Annotated in this window: 16 protein-coding genes; 15 read left to right on the top strand and 1 reads right to left on the bottom strand. The window is 70.6% G+C overall.

Annotated features, from left to right (window positions below):
- The first annotated feature begins 1 nt into the window (after position 1).
- From pgsA to BLR49_RS06520, 15 genes are all read left to right on the top strand, one after another.
- Positions 2 to 640, top strand: a complete 639-nt coding sequence (gene pgsA / locus BLR49_RS06590) for a phosphatidylinositol phosphate synthase (RefSeq protein WP_092535306.1) — start codon at positions 2 to 4, stop codon at positions 638 to 640.
- Positions 637 to 1,644 carry a phosphatidylinositol mannoside acyltransferase gene (locus tag BLR49_RS06585; protein ID WP_092535303.1) on the top strand — a complete coding sequence of 336 codons (1,008 nt, stop codon included), beginning with the start codon at positions 637 to 639 and terminating at the stop codon, positions 1,642 to 1,644. The genes pgsA and BLR49_RS06585 overlap by 4 nt, the downstream gene beginning before the upstream one ends.
- Positions 1,641 to 2,822 carry a glycosyltransferase family 4 protein gene (locus BLR49_RS06580; protein ID WP_092535300.1) on the top strand — a complete coding sequence of 394 codons (1,182 nt, stop codon included), beginning with the start codon at positions 1,641 to 1,643 and terminating at the stop codon, positions 2,820 to 2,822. The genes BLR49_RS06585 and BLR49_RS06580 overlap by 4 nt, the downstream gene beginning before the upstream one ends.
- 97 nt (positions 2,823 to 2,919) lie before the next feature.
- Entirely contained in the window at positions 2,920 to 3,549 is a 630-nt protein-coding gene (locus BLR49_RS06575) for a hypothetical protein (RefSeq protein ID WP_092535492.1), read from the top strand.
- The gene (locus BLR49_RS06570; RefSeq protein ID WP_092535297.1) at positions 3,546 to 4,748 is read left to right on the top strand and encodes a PrsW family intramembrane metalloprotease; all 1,203 of its coding nucleotides are present in this window, start codon (positions 3,546 to 3,548) and stop codon (positions 4,746 to 4,748) included. Before BLR49_RS06575 ends, BLR49_RS06570 begins: the two co-directional genes overlap by 4 nt.
- On the top strand, positions 4,732 to 5,370 hold the full coding sequence (locus BLR49_RS06565) for an NUDIX hydrolase (protein WP_092535294.1): 639 nt from the start codon (positions 4,732 to 4,734) through the stop codon (positions 5,368 to 5,370). Before BLR49_RS06570 ends, BLR49_RS06565 begins: the two co-directional genes overlap by 17 nt.
- Before the next feature lie 579 nt (positions 5,371 to 5,949).
- The gene (locus tag BLR49_RS06560; protein ID WP_092535291.1) at positions 5,950 to 6,714 is read left to right on the top strand and encodes a YebC/PmpR family DNA-binding transcriptional regulator; all 765 of its coding nucleotides are present in this window, start codon (positions 5,950 to 5,952) and stop codon (positions 6,712 to 6,714) included.
- A gap of 101 nt (positions 6,715 to 6,815) precedes the next feature.
- Complete coding sequence (locus tag BLR49_RS06555) at positions 6,816 to 7,430, top strand: crossover junction endodeoxyribonuclease RuvC (protein ID WP_256329364.1); 615 nt, start codon at positions 6,816 to 6,818, stop codon at positions 7,428 to 7,430.
- A gap of 57 nt (positions 7,431 to 7,487) precedes the next feature.
- Positions 7,488 to 8,111: a Holliday junction branch migration protein RuvA gene (gene ruvA, locus BLR49_RS06550; protein WP_092535285.1), complete on the top strand. Its 624-nt coding sequence runs from the start codon at positions 7,488 to 7,490 to the stop codon at positions 8,109 to 8,111.
- On the top strand, positions 8,104 to 9,159 hold the full coding sequence (ruvB, locus tag BLR49_RS06545) for a Holliday junction branch migration DNA helicase RuvB (protein WP_092535282.1): 1,056 nt from the start codon (positions 8,104 to 8,106) through the stop codon (positions 9,157 to 9,159). The genes ruvA and ruvB overlap by 8 nt, the downstream gene beginning before the upstream one ends.
- Positions 9,160 to 9,303: 144 nt before the next feature.
- Positions 9,304 to 9,717 (top strand): preprotein translocase subunit YajC, encoded by a 414-nt coding sequence (locus BLR49_RS06540; protein WP_092535279.1) that lies wholly within the window; start codon positions 9,304 to 9,306, stop codon positions 9,715 to 9,717.
- 78 nt (positions 9,718 to 9,795) lie between these two features.
- Positions 9,796 to 11,829 carry a protein translocase subunit SecD gene (gene secD / locus BLR49_RS06535; protein ID WP_092535276.1) on the top strand — a complete coding sequence of 678 codons (2,034 nt, stop codon included), beginning with the start codon at positions 9,796 to 9,798 and terminating at the stop codon, positions 11,827 to 11,829.
- Positions 11,826 to 12,929, top strand: a complete 1,104-nt coding sequence (secF, locus tag BLR49_RS06530) for a protein translocase subunit SecF (RefSeq protein ID WP_092535273.1) — start codon at positions 11,826 to 11,828, stop codon at positions 12,927 to 12,929. The genes secD and secF overlap by 4 nt, the downstream gene beginning before the upstream one ends.
- Positions 12,926 to 13,480: an adenine phosphoribosyltransferase gene (locus BLR49_RS06525; protein ID WP_092535270.1), complete on the top strand. Its 555-nt coding sequence runs from the start codon at positions 12,926 to 12,928 to the stop codon at positions 13,478 to 13,480. The genes secF and BLR49_RS06525 overlap by 4 nt, the downstream gene beginning before the upstream one ends.
- A 50-nt stretch (positions 13,481 to 13,530) precedes the next feature.
- Positions 13,531 to 15,897: a RelA/SpoT family protein gene (locus tag BLR49_RS06520; RefSeq protein WP_092535267.1), complete on the top strand. Its 2,367-nt coding sequence runs from the start codon at positions 13,531 to 13,533 to the stop codon at positions 15,895 to 15,897.
- Here the strand turns inward: BLR49_RS06520 and BLR49_RS06515 are convergent.
- Positions 15,882 to 16,475, bottom strand: coding sequence for a hypothetical protein (locus tag BLR49_RS06515; RefSeq protein WP_176765800.1), 594 nt, complete (start codon positions 16,473 to 16,475; stop codon positions 15,882 to 15,884). The two genes, BLR49_RS06520 and BLR49_RS06515, sit on opposite strands and share 16 nt — an antisense overlap.
- Between the last annotated feature and the right edge of the window lie 112 nt (positions 16,476 to 16,587).

The raw sequence follows: 16,587 nt of genomic DNA, 5'->3' as shown, positions 1-16,587 counted from the left end.
CTTGCTCGGACAACACGGACGCGGCCTGACCCGGGCCCTGTTCACCGGCCCCGCCCGGGGCCTGGCCAGGGTCGGCGTTACTCCCAACATGCTCACCGTCGCAGGCACGGTGGCCACCATCGCCGTCGCGGTGCTCACCCTGCCGCAGGGGCATTTCATCCTTGGCCCCGTCCTGCTGGCACTCGTGCTGATCGGCGACTCCTTCGACGGCATCCTCGCCCGCCTCACGGGCACCAGCTCCGCCTTCGGCGCCTTCCTCGACTCCACCATGGACCGCCTGGCCGACGGCGCCGTGTTCGGCTCCCTGGCCGTCTGGGCGGCCCTGCACCTGGAGCCGGGACCGTTGCGCACCTGGACCGTGGCCATTGCCGTGAGCGTGGTCGTGCTCGCCGCCGCGGTGCCCTACGCGCGTGCCCGTGCCGAGTCCGTCGGCGCGACCGCCGCCGTCGGCGTCGCCGAGCGCACCGATCGCCTCGTCGTGGCCGCCATCGGCGTGCTCGCCGTCGGGCTGGGCGCGCCGTCATGGGCGCTGACGGCGGCGCTCGCACTGATCGCCGTCGCCTCCTTCATCACCGTCGTGCAGAGAGTCATGACGGTGCGTGACCAGTTGCCGCGCGCCGCGCAGGAGACGCGCTCGTGAGCGTCGGCATCGAGGACCTGTACCGCCTGGCCTGGAGGCACGTGCGCAAGCTGCCCGCCCCCGTGGGCTACGGGCTGTCCGCACTCGGAGCCGACGCCGTCTGGCTGCTGCACCGGCTGCGCGGCGGCGAAAAGGGGGTCGGGCAGCTGGAGAAGAACCTGGCGCGCGTGCTGCCTCCCGACACCCCCGCGCGGGAGGTGCGTCGCGTCTCCCGTGCCGGCATGCGCTCCTACATGCGTTACTTCTACGAGGCCTTCGCCCTGCCCGGCATGAGCCTGGAGCAGCTTCGGGCCCGCGTGCGCCCGGACATCGACCCGAGCGTCTACACGGACATCTCCCGCGGCTCCATCGTCATCGCTTTGCCGCATATGGGCAACTGGGACCTGGCCGGCGCCTGGGCCGGCCAGGAGCTCGCCCAGGTGCTCACCGTCGCCGAGAGGCTCGAGCCCGCCGACCTGTTCGAGCAGTTCGTCAGCTTCCGCGAGGGACTGGGGATGAAGGTCATCGGCCAGGGGCGTGGGGAGAAGGTATTCGACCAACTCATCCAGACCGCTCAGGAAGGGCGCTATGTGATTGCCCTGCTCGCCGATCGCGACCTGTCCAGCTCCGGCGTGCCGACCGACCTCGGCGGCCATCGCGCGCGCGTGGCCGCCGGGCCGGCCGCGCTGGCGGCCAGACTGGAGCTGCCCCTGTACAGCGCCTCCTTGCACTACGAGCGCCTGGAGGGCGAGCGCCGCCGTCGGGCCGGATCCCCCTGGGGAATCGTCCTGACCATTCGCCCCGTCGCCGCACCGGAGGGCCTTGAGGGGCGTGAGCAGGTGGCCGCCTGGACCCGGTCATGGGTGGATGATCTCTCGCCGCGCCTGGCCGAGCACGCCGTCGACTGGCACATGCTGCAGGCGGTCTTTGACGCCGACCTCGACCCCGCGCGCCTGGCCCGTCGTCACGCCGCCGAGGCCGCGCAGCAGCGGGCCGGAGGCGCCGGGCAGGAGCCGCAGCCGTGAGAGTAGGAATCGTATGCCCCTATTCGCTCGATGCGCACGGCGGGGTACAGGTGCATGTGATGGACCTGGCCCGGGAGCTGATGCGCCGCGGCCACGAGGTCCAGGTACTCGCCCCCGCCTCACAGGACCTGGAGCTGCCCGACTGGGTCACCAGCGCCGGCGACTCCATCGCCATCCCCTACAACGGCTCGATCGCCCGCCTCAACTTCGGCACCGCGGTCGCCCGCCGCGCCCACCGGTGGCTGGCCGCCGGCGATTTCGACCTGCTGCACATACACGAGCCGATCACCCCCAGCGTCGGCATGCTCGCGCTGCAGGCCGCCACCTGCCCGGTAGTCGGCACCTTCCACGCAGCCATGGACCGCTCGCTCACCCGTGAACTGCTGTCCCCGGTGGCCGTGCCGCTGATGGAGAAGCTCACCGCCCGCATCGCCGTATCGGAGGAGGCCCGGCGCACCCTCATCCAGTACCACGGCGGCGACGCCGTGGTGATCCCCAACGGCGTGGACGTGGCTCCCTTCGCTCAGGCCCCCAAGGACGACCCCCGCTTCGTCGGCACTCCCACGGCGCCTACCATCTCCTTCCTCGGGCGCCTGGATGAGCCCCGCAAGGGGCTGCAGGTGCTCGCCCGCGCCATCCCGGCGGTGCTGGCGGCGCTCCCCTCCGCCCGGTTCCTCATCGCCGGCCGGGGCGAGGCCGAGGCGGTGCGGGACTCCCTGAGCCGTTACGGCGACCGGGTGGTGTTCCTGGGCGGCATCTCGGACGCCGACAAGGCCGCCATGCTCGCCTCCTGCTCCTGCTATGTGGCGCCGCAGACCGGTGGGGAGTCCTTCGGCATCGTACTGGTGGAGGCGATGGCAGCCGGCACCCACGTGATCGCATCCGACCTGACCGCCTTCTCGGACGTACTCGGTGCCGGCGCCTACGGCTCCCTGTTCCGCACCGGTGACGGAGACGACCTCGCCCGCGCCATCCTCGACACCCTCACCGACACTGCCGCAGCCGATGCGCGCAGGACCGCGGCGGCCGCCGTCGTCGGCCGCTACGACTGGTCGGCGGTCACCGACGCCATCCTCGACGTGTACGACATGGCCCTGTCCACCGCTCATACACGCGTGACCGTCGCCCCCGGCTCCCGTACCATGGTGGGTCGGCTGCGCGACGCCCTCGAGGACTGATCGGAAGCACCGAAAGATGAACCTGCCGATTCCCATCACCACGCCGCCCGGTGCGGTTCCTCCCGGAACTCACCCCGGCGGCCCGCCGGTCTGGCTGATGCCTGCTGTCGTCGTCCTCGCGCTCGCGCTCGTGCTGCTGGCCATCGCTTGGTCGCTGTACGCCAAGGCGCTGCGCGTGGACCGGCTCCACCGACAGGTGCTGGGATCACGCGCCACCCTCGAGGCGCAACTGGTCCACCGCGCGCAGGCCGCCGCCGACCTGGCCGCCACCGGGCTGCTCGACCCGGCCTCGGCGCTCATCCTCTCGCGGGCCGCCTACGACGCCCTCGACGCTGAAGGGCCGCTGGTAGAAGACGGTTTGGATACCGAGGCGCCCCGCCGTGACGCTGGTGACACCGCCACCGGTGAGCCGACGCGCAGCCGGGCCCGCATTGAGTCCGATCTTTCGCGCGTGATCCGCACCGTCGTTGATCCTCAGGCGCGCCTGGACCTGAACGCCGACCCGCGGGGACGCGATTCCCTGGAGCGGCTCGACCGGGCCTCCTACCGGCTGGTGCTGGCGCGCCGCTTCCACAACACGCACGTGGCCGAGGCCAGACGGCTGCGCGGCGCCCTGGATGTGCGGGCGCTGCACCTGGCCGGCCATGCGCCGCTCCCGCAGACCTTCGATATCGATGATGCCACCGCCGCGGAGCCGGGCAGCGGGCGGACGGAGACGGCACCATGAGTGTGCCCTTCCCGAGCGGCGGCTCCGGGGGCTCCTGGGCTCCCCGGCCCGGTTACCGGCGCGGCGGCTATCCGCCCGTCGGACGCACTCAGCCTCGTTCCGCACCGCAGTGGACTCCGCAGGCGATGGTGCACCGTCGTCGCGGCGCCGTGGCCAGTACGGTCCTGGCATGCGTGGGGGCGGTCGGACTGGCGCTGATGCTGTGGATCATCTACTCCTCCACCGCCGGGGCGGCCTCCGAACTGCTCGTACCCATCCTGCTGGCGCTCGTGCCGCTGGGCATCGTCCTGGCCACCGTCCGCTGGATCGACCGCTGGGAGCCCGAACCGCCCGGCCTCCTGGCGGCCGCCTTCCTGTGGGGCGCGGGCGTGGCCACCGTAATCTCGCTGGTGGTCAACACGTCTGCATCCCTGCTGGTCTCCGCTGCCACCGGTTCCGTTACCGGAGGCCAGTTCGTGTCCGCCGTCGTCACCGCCCCCATCGTGGAGGAGAGCACCAAGGGACTGGGGGTGCTGATCATCTTCCTGATCTGGCGGCGCAGCTTCAACGGTGCCGTGGACGGTATCGTCTACGCCTCCGTTGTCGCCGCCGGCTTCGCCTTCGCGGAGAACATCCTGTACTTCGTGCAGTACGCGGACACCCTGCTGGTCACATTCCTCATGCGCGGTATCGCCTCCCCGTTCGCGCATGTCACCTTCACCGCCTGCACCGGACTGGCGATCGGGGCGAGCGCGCGCATGCGCTCGAACCTGGCCTGGATGTGGACGGCGCCGCTGGGGCTGGCCTGCGCCATCGTGCTGCACTCCTTCTGGAACGGCATGCTGACCACCGACCCGGAGCTGTACTTCTATGTCGCGGTCCCGTTCTTCATCGCCGCTGTCGGCCTGGTCATATGGCTGCGCTGGAGCGAGCGCATGACCATGCGGCAGCGCTTGGCCGACTACCAGCGCGCCGGCTGGTTCTCGCCCACCGAGGTCACCATGATCACCACGGGTGCGGGCCGCTCGGCCGCCCGCCGTTGGGCCAAGAGCCGCGGACCGGTCGCCGCCCGGGCGATGCGGGACTTCCTGGCTTGCGCGTCCGCGCTGGCCCAACTACGGCAGCAGGCGATCGACGGGCATGCGGACGCCGACTTCACGGCGCATGAGTCCGCCCTTCTGACAGCCATCGTGGAGAATCGGTATGCGTTCACCGGATGAGGCCGACCCCCGCAGGCGACCGGGAACCGGCCTGGCCGCCGACGGGCGCGATCCGCTGCGCGTACCGGAGAACTGGGCGCAGCTGCTGGATCCCGACGAGTGGCGCCTGAACGCCGACGGGCTGCCCTTCCGCCGTGCGGCTCGCGTGATCGCCCTGCGCCGGGAGCCGCAGCCGGCGATTCTGCTGGTGGTTGGACACGACTTCGGGGATACGGCCCACTCCTGGGGCTTCACTCCGGGCGGCGGCCTGCTGCCCGGGGAGACGCCGGTCGGCGGCGCCCGCCGGGAACTGGCGGAGGAGACCGGCATCGGATTGTCGGAGTCGGCGCTGACCGGTCCGGTGGTGGAGCGCAAGGCCGTGTTCATGTTCAACCGGGTCACCTGCCGACAGGACGAGCTGTTCTACCTGACCCACCTGGCGGTCGGCGGTGACACCGTGGACCGCTCGGGCTGGACCGCCACCGAACGGCAGGTACTGGACTCGCTGCGCTGGTGGGAGCTGGACGAACTGGATGCCGCCGTCGCCTCCGGCATGACCGTCTATCCGCGCATCCTGCCGGCACTCGCCCGCGAGCTCATGGACGGCTGGGACGGCAGGGTACGTCACCTCGTCGAGCACTGAGACCTGACGCCGAGATCTCGCTCAGGCCGCGCTCCCAGGCGGCTGTTAAGCCGGCCTGTTTTCCTGCCTCGCGTCACATTGCCTCCGACTCCCCGCCTACCCCGAGGACGCCCCGGCGGCGTCAACGCTTCGCATGCTTCGGTGCGTACCCTCCGGCGGCGGATCGGGTGCAGGTGTTTGCCTCGGGGACACGGGTTCTGCTCGAAGACACGAGTTTTGGAGGTGTGCATGGGTTGTACCCGTGCAGGTCGTCAGGAAGTCGTGTTGGTGGCGTGAACTCGTGTTCATGACGGCCCCGGGCACGCACGCCCCCGGGCCTACCGGCGCCCGCCGCCCGTCCAACAGGGGCCGGGCACCACATCAACCGATCTGGGCACGTAACTACTACCGATTTCGGCCAAGGGGGCGGGGGAAGGGGGGGCGGGGACGGTAACCGGCCGCCATGATGAAGACGGCACGGCACCGCGCCGGGGGAGGGCGGAGTGTTTTGACCGATCCCCTAGACTTGGCATAGGTATGTCCGCGAGTGCCCTCCCGACTCTGCCCTACGGGAGGGACAGGAAACTGCAAGGAGAACACATGTCGGGTCACTCCAAGTGGGCCACCACCAAGCACAAGAAGGCCGCCATCGACGCCAAGCGCGGCAAGCTCTTCGCCCGCCTGATCAAGAACATTGAGGTCGCCGCTCGCACCGGCGGCGGTGACCCCAGCGGCAACCCGACCCTGTTCGACGCCATCCAGAAGGCCAAGAAGAACTCCGTCCCGGCCGACAACATCACCCGCGCCGTCAAGCGCGGCTCCGGCGAGGAGGCCGGCGGGGCGGACTGGCAGACCATCATGTACGAGGGCTACGGCCCCGAGGGCGTCGCCTTCCTGGTCGAGTGCCTCACCGACAATCGCAACCGCGCCGCCTCCGACGTGCGCGTTGCCTTCACCCGCACCGGCGGTTCCCTGGCTGACCCCGGCTCGGTCGCCTACAACTTCACCCGCAAGGGTGTGGTCGAGGTGGCCAAGGGCGAGGGCATTGACGAGGACACCATCCTCATGGCGGTGCTCGACGCCGGTGCCGAGGAGGTCGTCGAGGGCGCCGACTCCTTCGAGATCATCTCCGAGCCGGGAGACCTGGTGGCGGTGCGCACCGCCGTCACCGATGCCGGCATGGACTACGAGTCCGCCGAGTCCCAGTTCGTGGCCGGAACCACGGTCACGGTCGACGCCGACGGCGCCCGCAAGGTGATGCGCCTGGTTGATGCCCTGGAGGACCTGGACGACGTGCAGAACGTCTACACTTCCGTCGACATCACCCCGGAGGTCGCCGCCGAGCTGGACGCGGACGACGAGTAACACCCCCGCGAGCGCCGTCCATGACCGATACGTCCCCGCTCGCGACCGAGCGGTCTTCGGCACGGGGGCGCAGAGCGCGCCGCGCCGTCGCCGAACAGCGCATTCTGGGCATCGACCCGGGCATGACTCGCTGCGGCCTGGGGTGTGTGGATGTGGACCCGCGCCGCCGCGCCCGGCTGGTTGAGGTGGCCGTGGTGCGCACCCCCGCCGCGGCGAGCCCCGAGCTGCGGCTGTTGACCTTGGCCGAGGCGCTGGACGACTGGATCGCCCGTCTGGCTCCCACCAGCCTGTCCGTGGAACGCGTTTTCGCCCACGACAACCTGCGGTCGGTGATCTCCGTGGCCCAGGTGATCGGCGTGGTCATGGTGGCCGGCGCCCGTGCCGGCCTGGAGGTGGCGCAGCACACGCCCAGCGAGGCGAAGGCGGCGGTGACCGGTTCCGGCACCGCCACCAAGGCGCAGGTGCAGGCGATGGTCCAGCGCATACTCGGCCTGGATGCTCCACCGCGCCCCGCGGACGCCGCCGACGCCCTCGCCCAGGCCATCTGCCATGGCTGGCGCGGCGGCGGCACCGGTATAGACGGCGGCACCGACATGGTCTCCGCAGGCGGATCGATTCGTGTCTCCGCCCGTACCCCCGCGCAGCAGGCGTGGGCGGCGGCACAGGCGCGCGCCCGCCGCACCGGCGCCGTCGACCCGCGCCGTCGGCTGCGCTAGAGTCTGCACCGTGCCGAACAGGTGTTCGACGCCCGTATCCGAAGGAGCCACCACCGCATGATCGCCTCACTGCGCGGAACCGTCCTCGAGGTCTCCCTCGCCGCCGCGACCATTGAGGTCGGCGGCGTGGGCATGACCTTCCAGGCCACGCCCGCGACTCTGGCAGGGCTGCGCGCCGGCGAGGAGGGATTCGTCCACACCGAGCTGATCGTGCGTGAGGATGCCCTGACCCTGTACGGCTTCGCCGACGCCGACGAGCGCCGCTGCTTCCAGGTGCTGCTGGGCGCCAAGGGCGTCGGCGCGAAGCTCGCCCTGGCGATCCTGGCCGTGCACACCCCGGACGCGCTGCGCCGCGCCGTCGCCGGTAACGATGTGGCCGCACTCAAGCGCGTCCCCGGGCTGGGCCCCAAGGGCGCCCAGCGGGTAATCATCGATGTCGCCGACAAGCTCGGCCCTCCCACCAGTGCAGCCCCGGTCCCCGAACCCGCCGCGACCGCAGGTGAGCCCAACCCCGACGTCGTCGCCGCCCTGATCCAGCTGGGCTGGAACGAGACCGCCGCCACCCGCGCCGTGGCGGCTGTTGCGGCCGAGCACGGGGGCGGCGAGGAGAGCAGGCCGCTGCCCGTGCCGGAACTGCTGCGCGCGTCGCTGCGGTACCTGGGAGGAGGCGCCCGTGGCTGACTACCCGGCCGAACACGGCGGCCCTGACGGCGGCGGACGTCTGGTCGGCGGCGGCGCCGACGACGCCGAGCGCGCCGCGGAGGCCGCGCTGCGCCCCAAGCGGCTGGAGGACTTCGTCGGGCAACAGGTGGTGCGCGGGCAGCTGTCCGTGGTGCTGCGCGCCGCGCTGGCCCGCGGCGTCGTCCCCGACCACGTGCTGCTGTCTGGACCTCCCGGGCTGGGCAAGACGACGCTCGCCATGATCATCGCCAACGAGGTCGACGGCGTGCTGCGCATCACCTCCGGTCCGGCCATTCAGCACGCCGGGGACCTGGCGGCGATCCTGTCCTCCCTGGAGGAGGGCGATGTGCTGTTCATCGACGAGATTCACCGGCTCGCCCGCACCGCCGAGGAGATGCTCTACCTGGCGATGGAGGACTATCGGGTCGATGTCGTGGTCGGCAAGGGGCCGGGCGCCACCTCCATCCCGCTGACCCTGCCGCCGTTCACCGTCGTCGGCGCCACCACCCGTGCCGGACTGCTGCCGGCCCCCCTGCGGGACCGCTTCGGCTTCACCGGACACCTCGACTACTACGGCCCGGGGGACCTGACCCGCATTGTCACCCGCTCCGCGAGCCTGTTGGGAGTGAGCATCGATGCCGAGGCCGCCAGCGAGCTGGCCCGCCGCTCCCGCGGCACGCCTCGCATTGCCAACCGGCTGCTGCGCCGGGTCCAGGACTGGGCCCAGGTGCATGGCACGCCCGGACGGCTGGACCTGGCCGCCGCCCGGGGGGCACTGGAGGTATTCGAGGTCGACGAGCTCGGCCTGGACCGGCTCGATCGCTCGGTCCTGCAGACGTTGTGCACCCGCTTCGCCGGGGCGCCCGTGGGACTGAGCACGCTGGCGGTGAGCGTGGGGGAGGAGCCCGAGACCATTGAGACGGTGGCCGAGCCCTACCTGTTCCGGGAGGGACTGATCGTCCGCACCCCGCGCGGCCGCATGGCCACTCCCGCCGCCTACACCCACCTGGGCCTGCGGCCGCCCGACGACGGCGCCCTGTTCACTTGAGCCCGGGTCCGCCAGGACGGATAAGGGGCGCGTGTCACACCGCTGCGGACGGACCGGCTGGACCGACGCGCCCCGCAGTGGCCTAGACTCGCTAAGGCCGTCGCTCGGGCGACGCAGGGTTTCTTCACGAACGGAGTCACAGTCATGGACCCCATGCTTCTCATCTTGATCGTCATGCTGCTGGCCTTCTGGCTCATGTCCAGGTTCGCCCGCAAGCAGCAGCAGCGGATGATGGATGAGCAGAAGCGCCGCACCGAGGAGGCGCTCGTGCCCGGTACCTGGGTGCGTACCCGCGCCGGCTTCTACGGCACCGTCGTCGAGGTGGACGGGGACGTGGTCACGCTGGCGACCCCGCTGGGGGACGAGACCCTGTGGGCCAAGAACGCCATCGTCGGCGCCGAGGAGCCGCCCTTCGCCTCCGCCTCCGATGACATGGATGCGAGTGCCGAGTCCGACGTCCACGGCGAGGACGCCGACGTCGCCTCCCCGGAAGCCGAGGCCGGCTCCGGAGCTGATGCCTCCCCGGAGGAGTCCGCGGAACCGCAGCCTCGGGCCTGAGTCCCACACCGATAGTCAACACAGCGCCGCCGTCGCCCCGCAGGCGACGGCGCGCACCGCTTCCGAAGAGAGGACCGCGTGTCCACCAACAAGCTCAAGCATCCGGGCCGGCGTCTGCTGGCGCTGCTCCTGGTCATCGTGCTCGGCTACGTCGCGCTGGCGGTGGGCACCGCCACGGGCCGTACCCGGATGGCACCGGGACTCGCCCTCGACTTGGAGGGCGGCACCCAGATCATCCTGACCCCCACCACCTCGGACGGCTCGGAGATTACGGACGAGGATCTCAACCAGGCCATCGAGATCATTCGGCAGCGGGTGGACGCCAGCGGCGTGGCCGAGGCGCAGATCTCCCGCCAGGGCGGGAACAACATCATGGTGTCCCTGCCGGGCACGCCCAGCGAGGACACCCTGGACCTGGTGCGTACCTCGGCCGTGCTGTACTTCCGGCCCGTCATCCGGATCCTGCAGGCCAGTGCCGCCACCTACGCCGACGCCCAGAACGAGTACGCGGCGAGCCTGGCCAGCGCCGCCCCGACGGACGGCGCCACCGGGGGCGCGACCGACGCCGCGACGGACGGTGCTTCCGAGGCGGCTCAGGATGCCGGTGACAGCGCCACGGATGCCACCACGGATACCGCCACCGATGCAGCAACTGACGCGGCGAGCGCGGCCGCGACGGCGGAGACCGTCACCGTGGAGGAGATGGCCACCGGCCTCGCGGATGTCAATGGGGACGGCACCATCAGCTCTGATCCGCTGGAGTCCACCAGTGACGACAACTCCTCCGACTCCTGGATCTCCGAGCAGCTCATCTACGACGCCTACATGACCGACTGCACCGCCGCCGAGTCGCTCACCGGCCAGGCGCAGGATCCGGATGCGGCCGTCATCTCCTGCGCCCGGGACGGCAGCGGGACCATCTACATCCTGGGGCCTGCCGACATCGCCGGCACCGACGTGTCCTCCGCCTCCTCCGGACTGGAGACCACCAGCCAGGGAACCACCACCAACAACTGGGTGGTCTCTCTGGAGTTCAACGAGGCCGGCACCAAGGCCTTCGCCGACGTGTCCGAGCGGCTGATCGCCTACCGGGACGCTGCGTCCGCTGCCTCGACCTCCAGCAACGCCGATGCCACCTCCACCGATTCGCAGAAGGCCCAGTTCGCCATCGTGCTCGATGGGCTGACCATCATGTCCTCCGGCTTCAACCAGGACGTGACCACGGCCATCACCGACGGCCGGGTGCAGATCTCCGGCGGCTTCACCCAGTCCGAGGCCAACACGCTGGCCAACCAGCTGTCCTTCGGCTCACTGCCGCTGTCCTTCACCGTTCAGTCCGAGCAGCGCATCTCCGCGACCCTGGGCACCGAGCAGCTGCGCAACGGACTGATTGCCGGGCTGATCGGCTTCGTGCTGATCGTGGCGTACCTGGCCTGGCAGTACCGGGGCCTGGGGATCGTTGCGGTCGCCTCGCTGCTCGTGGCCGCCGCGGGCACCTACCTGGTGATCGCGCTGCTCAGCTGGTCGATGGGCTACCGCCTGTCGTTGGCGGGTGTGGCCGGCCTGATCATCGCCATCGGCATCACCATGGACTCCTTCATCGTCTATTTCGAACGTGTCCGGGACGAGGTCCGCAACGGTCGCACGCTCGTGGCCGCCGTGGACGAGGGCTGGCGGCACGCCCGGCGCACCATCATCGTCTCCGACTCGGTCAACCTGCTGGCGGCGATCGTCCTGTACTTCCTCGCCGTCGGCGGCGTGCAGGGCTTCGCCTTCACCCTCGGAGTGACCACCGTCGTCGACCTGGCGGTGATCATCCTGTTCACGCACCCGATGATGGTGTGGATCCTGCGCTTCCGGTTCTTCGGCGAGGGGCACCGGCTGTCCGGTCTCGACCCCGAGCACCTGGGCGCCCGCTCACGCGCCGCCTACCGGGGCGGGCTGCTGGCCACCGCCGCATCCACCGGCGGATCCCTGGCCCGGCGCAGAGCCGAGGCGCGCCGCGCACAGGAGCAGTCCGACGCGTACGCCGTCGACGCGGCGGAGCAGCCGGAGCCCACCGACGCCGATGATGCGCAGACCGCGAGCGAAAAGGAGGACGAGCAGGCATGAAGTCCCTCGCCCAGCTAGGCAACGAGCTCTACTCCGGCACCACCTCCTTCCCCTTCGTCGGCAGACGCCGCCTGTGGTACGCGATCGCCGGTGCCGTGGTGGTGGCGTCCATCGTGCTGATCGCCACCGTCGGCCTCACCCCCGGCATCGACTTCCGGGGCGGCTCGGAGGTCACCGTCACCGGCCTGGCCGATCCGGCTGTGGGCCCTGCCAACGACGTCCTGGCCGATGAGGGGCTGTCCTCAGGGGCCTCGGTGACCACCGCGGGCTCCTCCTCCGTGCGGGTGCAGACCAACGAGCTGAGCAATGACCAGCTGACCGGCCTGTCTGCGGCGCTGGCGGATGCCTACGGCGTCACGGACGCGGAGGTGTCGGCCACCACCATCGGCCCCACCTGGTCCTCCGACGTGACCAACAAGGGCATCCGCGGCCTGGTCATCTTCTTCGTACTGGTTGGCGGTCTGATCTGGGCCTATTTCCGCACCTGGAAGATGGCGGTGGCCGCGCTGGCGGCCCTCGTCCACGACATTCTGATCACCGTCGGGGTCTATGCCGCCAGCGGCTTCGAGGTCACACCCGCCACCATCATCGGCGTGCTCACGATCCTCGGCTACTCCCTGTATGACACGGTCGTCGTCTTCGACAAGGTCCGGGAGAACACCGCCGGCTTCGAGACCCAGACCCGCTCCACCTACGGCGAGCTGGCCAACCTGGCGGTCAACCAGTCGCTGATCCGGTCGGTCAACACCTCCGTGGTCGGGGTGCTGCCGGTGGCGTCGCTGCTCGTGGTCGGCGCCTTCATTCTGGGGGCCGGCACGCTGCGCGACATCGCCCTGACCCTGTTCATCGGCATGATCGCCGGCACTATCTCCTCCCTGTTCCTGGCCACCCCGATTCTCGTCGACCTGCGCGGCCGCGAGAAGGCGGTCAAGGAGCAGGCGGCCCGGGTCGCGAAGGAACGGGGCGAGCGCATCGCCGCCGCCGGCGACGACCCGGAGGCGCTTGCCGCCATCGCGGCCGCCCCTGCGGCCGCACCCGTGATTCCCGGCCACCACCTAGGTATCTCCGCCCAGCCCAAGAGGAAGAAGAAGCGGTCATGACCATTTCACCCGCGCTGCCCCCGGAGCTCACGCAGCTCGTCCTGGACAACCTCCGCGAGATCCCGGACTTTCCCGAGCCCGGCGTGCTGTTCCGCGACATCACGCCACTGCTGTCCAATGGCGAGGCCTTCGCCAACCTGATCGACGGCCTGGCCGCCCACTACCGCGGCCACATCGACGCCGTCGCCGGCCTGGAGTCCCGCGGCTTCATTCTCGCCGCGCCGCTGGCCGTGCACCTGGGCATCGGCATGGTCACCGTCCGCAAGGCCGGCAAGCTGCCCGGCCCGGTGCTCGGCGTCGACTACGCCCTGGAGTACGGGACGGCCCGCATGGAGCTGCGCCCCGAGACGGTCAGGGAGGGCTCACGCGTGTTGGTGATCGACGACGTGCTCGCCACCGGCGGCACCGCGGCCGCCTCCATCAGCCTGCTGGAGCAGGCCGGCGCCCGCGTCGAGGCGATCTGCATGCTCCTGGAACTGGCCGGTCTGGGCGGCCGTGAGAAGCTCGCCGGCCGGAGCATCGACTCCGTCGTCGTCTTCGAATCGGCCTGATCCCGCTCGGCGCGGCCTCGCGCACCGCCCAACCCGGCTATGATCCGGGTATGACGACGGACACGCGCAATGGAACCGGCACGGCCGACGAGACGGTCGTGCCGGGCTCGCGCGTGCGCAGCCGCCTGGCCTGGTTCGGGGCGCGGGGGCACTCCACCCCGCCCGCGATCGAACCGCTGATGCGCGCCCTGCGCGCCAACCATCCCAAGGCCGACACCAGCTTGATTGTGCGCGCGTATCGGGTCGCGGAGCAGGCGCATGCCGGGCAGCGGCGCAAGTCCGGCGAGCCGTACATCACCCACCCGGTGGCCGTGGCCACCATCCTGGCCGAACTGGGCATGACGCCGCAGACGCTCGCCGCCGCCCTGCTGCACGACACGGTCGAGGACACCGACTACACCCTGGAGCGGCTGCGCGCCGACTTCGGCGATGAGATCGCCCTGCTGGTTGACGGCGTGACCAAGCTGGACAAGGTCCAGTACGGCGACGCCGCCCAGGCGGAGACGGTCCGCAAGATGATCGTGGCCATGTCCAAGGACATCCGGGTGCTGGTCATCAAGCTCGGCGACCGGCTGCACAACGCCCGCACCTGGAAGTACGTGCCCGAGGAGACCGCCGCACGCAAGGCCAAGGAGACCCTCGAGATCTATGCGCCGCTGGCTCACCGGCTGGGCATGAACACCATCAAGTGGGAGCTGGAGGACCGTTCCTTCAAGGCGCTGTATCCCGGTGTGTACGACGAGATCGAGCACCTGGTGGCCGAGCGCGCCCCCGCCCGGGAGGAGTACCTGCGCCAGGTGCGCCTGCAGATCGAGGAGGACCTGCGGGTAAACAAGATCAAGGGCATCGTCACCGGCCGTCCCAAGCACTACTACTCCATCTACCAGAAGATGATCGTGCGGGGTAAGGACTTCGACGACATCTACGACCTCGTGGCGGTGCGCGTGATCGTTGACACCGTCCAGGACTGCTATGCCGTGCTCGGCGCACTGCACTCCCGCTGGACCCCCATGTCCGGGCGGTTCAAGGACTACATCGCCGTCCCCAAGTTCAACCTCTACCAGTCGCTGCACACCACCGTGATCGGTCCGGGCGGCAAGCCGGTCGAGATTCAGATCCGCACTCACGAGATGCACCGCATGGCGGAGTACGGGGTGGCCGCGCACTGGAAGTACAAGGAGGACCCCAACGCCACGGGTCCCAGCCCGCTGCGCGGCGCCCCCGGCGAGTCCGACGCCGGGGAGCTCGGCTGGCTGCGCCAGCTGGTGGACTGGCAGAAGGAGACGCAGGATCCGGCCGAGTTCCTGGACTCCCTGCGCTACGAGATGTCCGGCGGGCAGGTGTACGTGTTCACTCCCAAGGGGGACGTGCTGGCACTGCCGAGCGAGTCCACCCCGGTCGACTTCGCCTATGCGGTGCACACCGAGGTGGGCCACCGCACCGTCGGTGCCCGCGTGAACGGCCGACTCGTGCCGCTGGACACCAAGCTGGAGAACGGTGACACGGTGGAGGTGTTCACCTCCAAGGCGCAGGGGGCGGGGCCCAGCCGCGACTGGCTCAACTTCGTCGGCTCCACGCGCGCCCGCAACAAGATCAAGGCCTGGTTCTCCAAGGAGCGCCGGGAGGAGGCCATTGAGGCGGGCAAGGGCGCCATTGCCCGCGCCATGCGCAAGAAGGACCTGCCCATCCAGCGTCTCATGAGCCACGACTCGCTCATGAACGTGGCCGAGACGCTCAACAAGCAGGACATTGACGGCCTGTACGCGGCGGTCGGTGAGGGGCACGTCTCCGCCCAGCACGTCGTGGACACGCTGGTCGCCTCCATGGGCGGCGAGGCCGGCGCGGAGGAGACGCTTGCCGAAGGGGTGCTGCCGACCCGCGCCGCCCTCAGCCAGCAGCGCACCCGTGCCGTGGGCGATCCGGGCATCATCGTCGAGGGCATGGATGAGGGCGACGTGTACGTCAAGCTCGCCCGCTGCTGCACTCCGATGCCCGGAGACGAGATCGTCGGCTTCGTCACCCGCGGCTCCGGCCTGTCCGTACACCGCGCCGACTGCCAGAACGTCGAACAGCTCAAGCAGCAGCCCGAGCGCATCCTCAAGGTCCGCTGGGCCGAGCACGCCCAGAGCGCCTACCTGGTGCAGCTGGAGGTGGAGGCGCTCGACCGCGGCGGACTGCTGGCGGACATCACCCGGGTCCTGGCGGACAACCATGTCAACTTGATCAGTGCCAACGTCGGCACCTCCCGCGATCGGGTGGTGGTGGGCAGGTTCGTCGTCGAGCTCGCCGAGGCCGGCCACCTGGACCACACGCTTGCCTCCCTGCGTCGCATCGACGGCGTGTTCGAGGCGCGCAGGCTGACTTCCTCGGCCACCCGCCGTCAGCACGAGCACGACGAGGCTCACGTCGGCGCCTGAAATGCGGGCGCGTACAGGTCGTCGATCAGGCGGCGGGCCCGGCGAAGCCCCCGCATTCCGCCGCCTCGGCGGGCCAGCAGAGCCGGCTCGAGCTCACGGCGGGTCAGCCCGGCGCGACGCGCCCGCAGCACGGCCTCCACGGCCAACCCGGGCGGTGCGGTGCGCGCCAGGTCGACAACGACTCGCTCCAGACGCAGGCAGCCCACGCCGCCGAGGGTGACGACGGCGCCCGGCTCAACGTTGCGCAGCAGTTCCAGGCCGCCGGGCGGCCTTCCGCCGGTGTGCACCCACAGGGCCGGGTACCCTGCGACGACGGCGCCGACCGGCAGGCGGGCCCGGAGGGCACGCGCGCGTGCAGCCGGGTTGCCGAGCACGTCCGCGGGCACAGGCCTGCCCAGCACCTCAACCAGCACATGCTCATCCAAGCCGCCGCAACGCAGCAGGGAGGGTTCCCGGTCGGGCAGCGGGCCGAGGACCGGTTGCACGGGCCCCGGCAGCAGGTGCGCCAGCACGACCCGGGCGGGAACGGTGCGCGTCATGGAACCGGGCGGCGGGGGCGGGGCGGGCTGGTTGGCCATGGAGTCATCCTCGCGGGCCTCCACGCACGGGCGCCAGCACCTGAGCCGGGCCTGTGGAAAACCCTTCTGCAGTTAGACTCGGCGCGCACCGAGTGGATACCAGGAGAGGACG

Origin of the sequence: Actinomyces ruminicola (assembly GCF_900103885.1) — a bacterium.
GTDB lineage: Bacteria > Actinomycetota > Actinomycetes > Actinomycetales > Actinomycetaceae > Actinomyces > Actinomyces ruminicola.
This window is presented reverse-complemented; position numbering and strand designations above follow the sequence as displayed.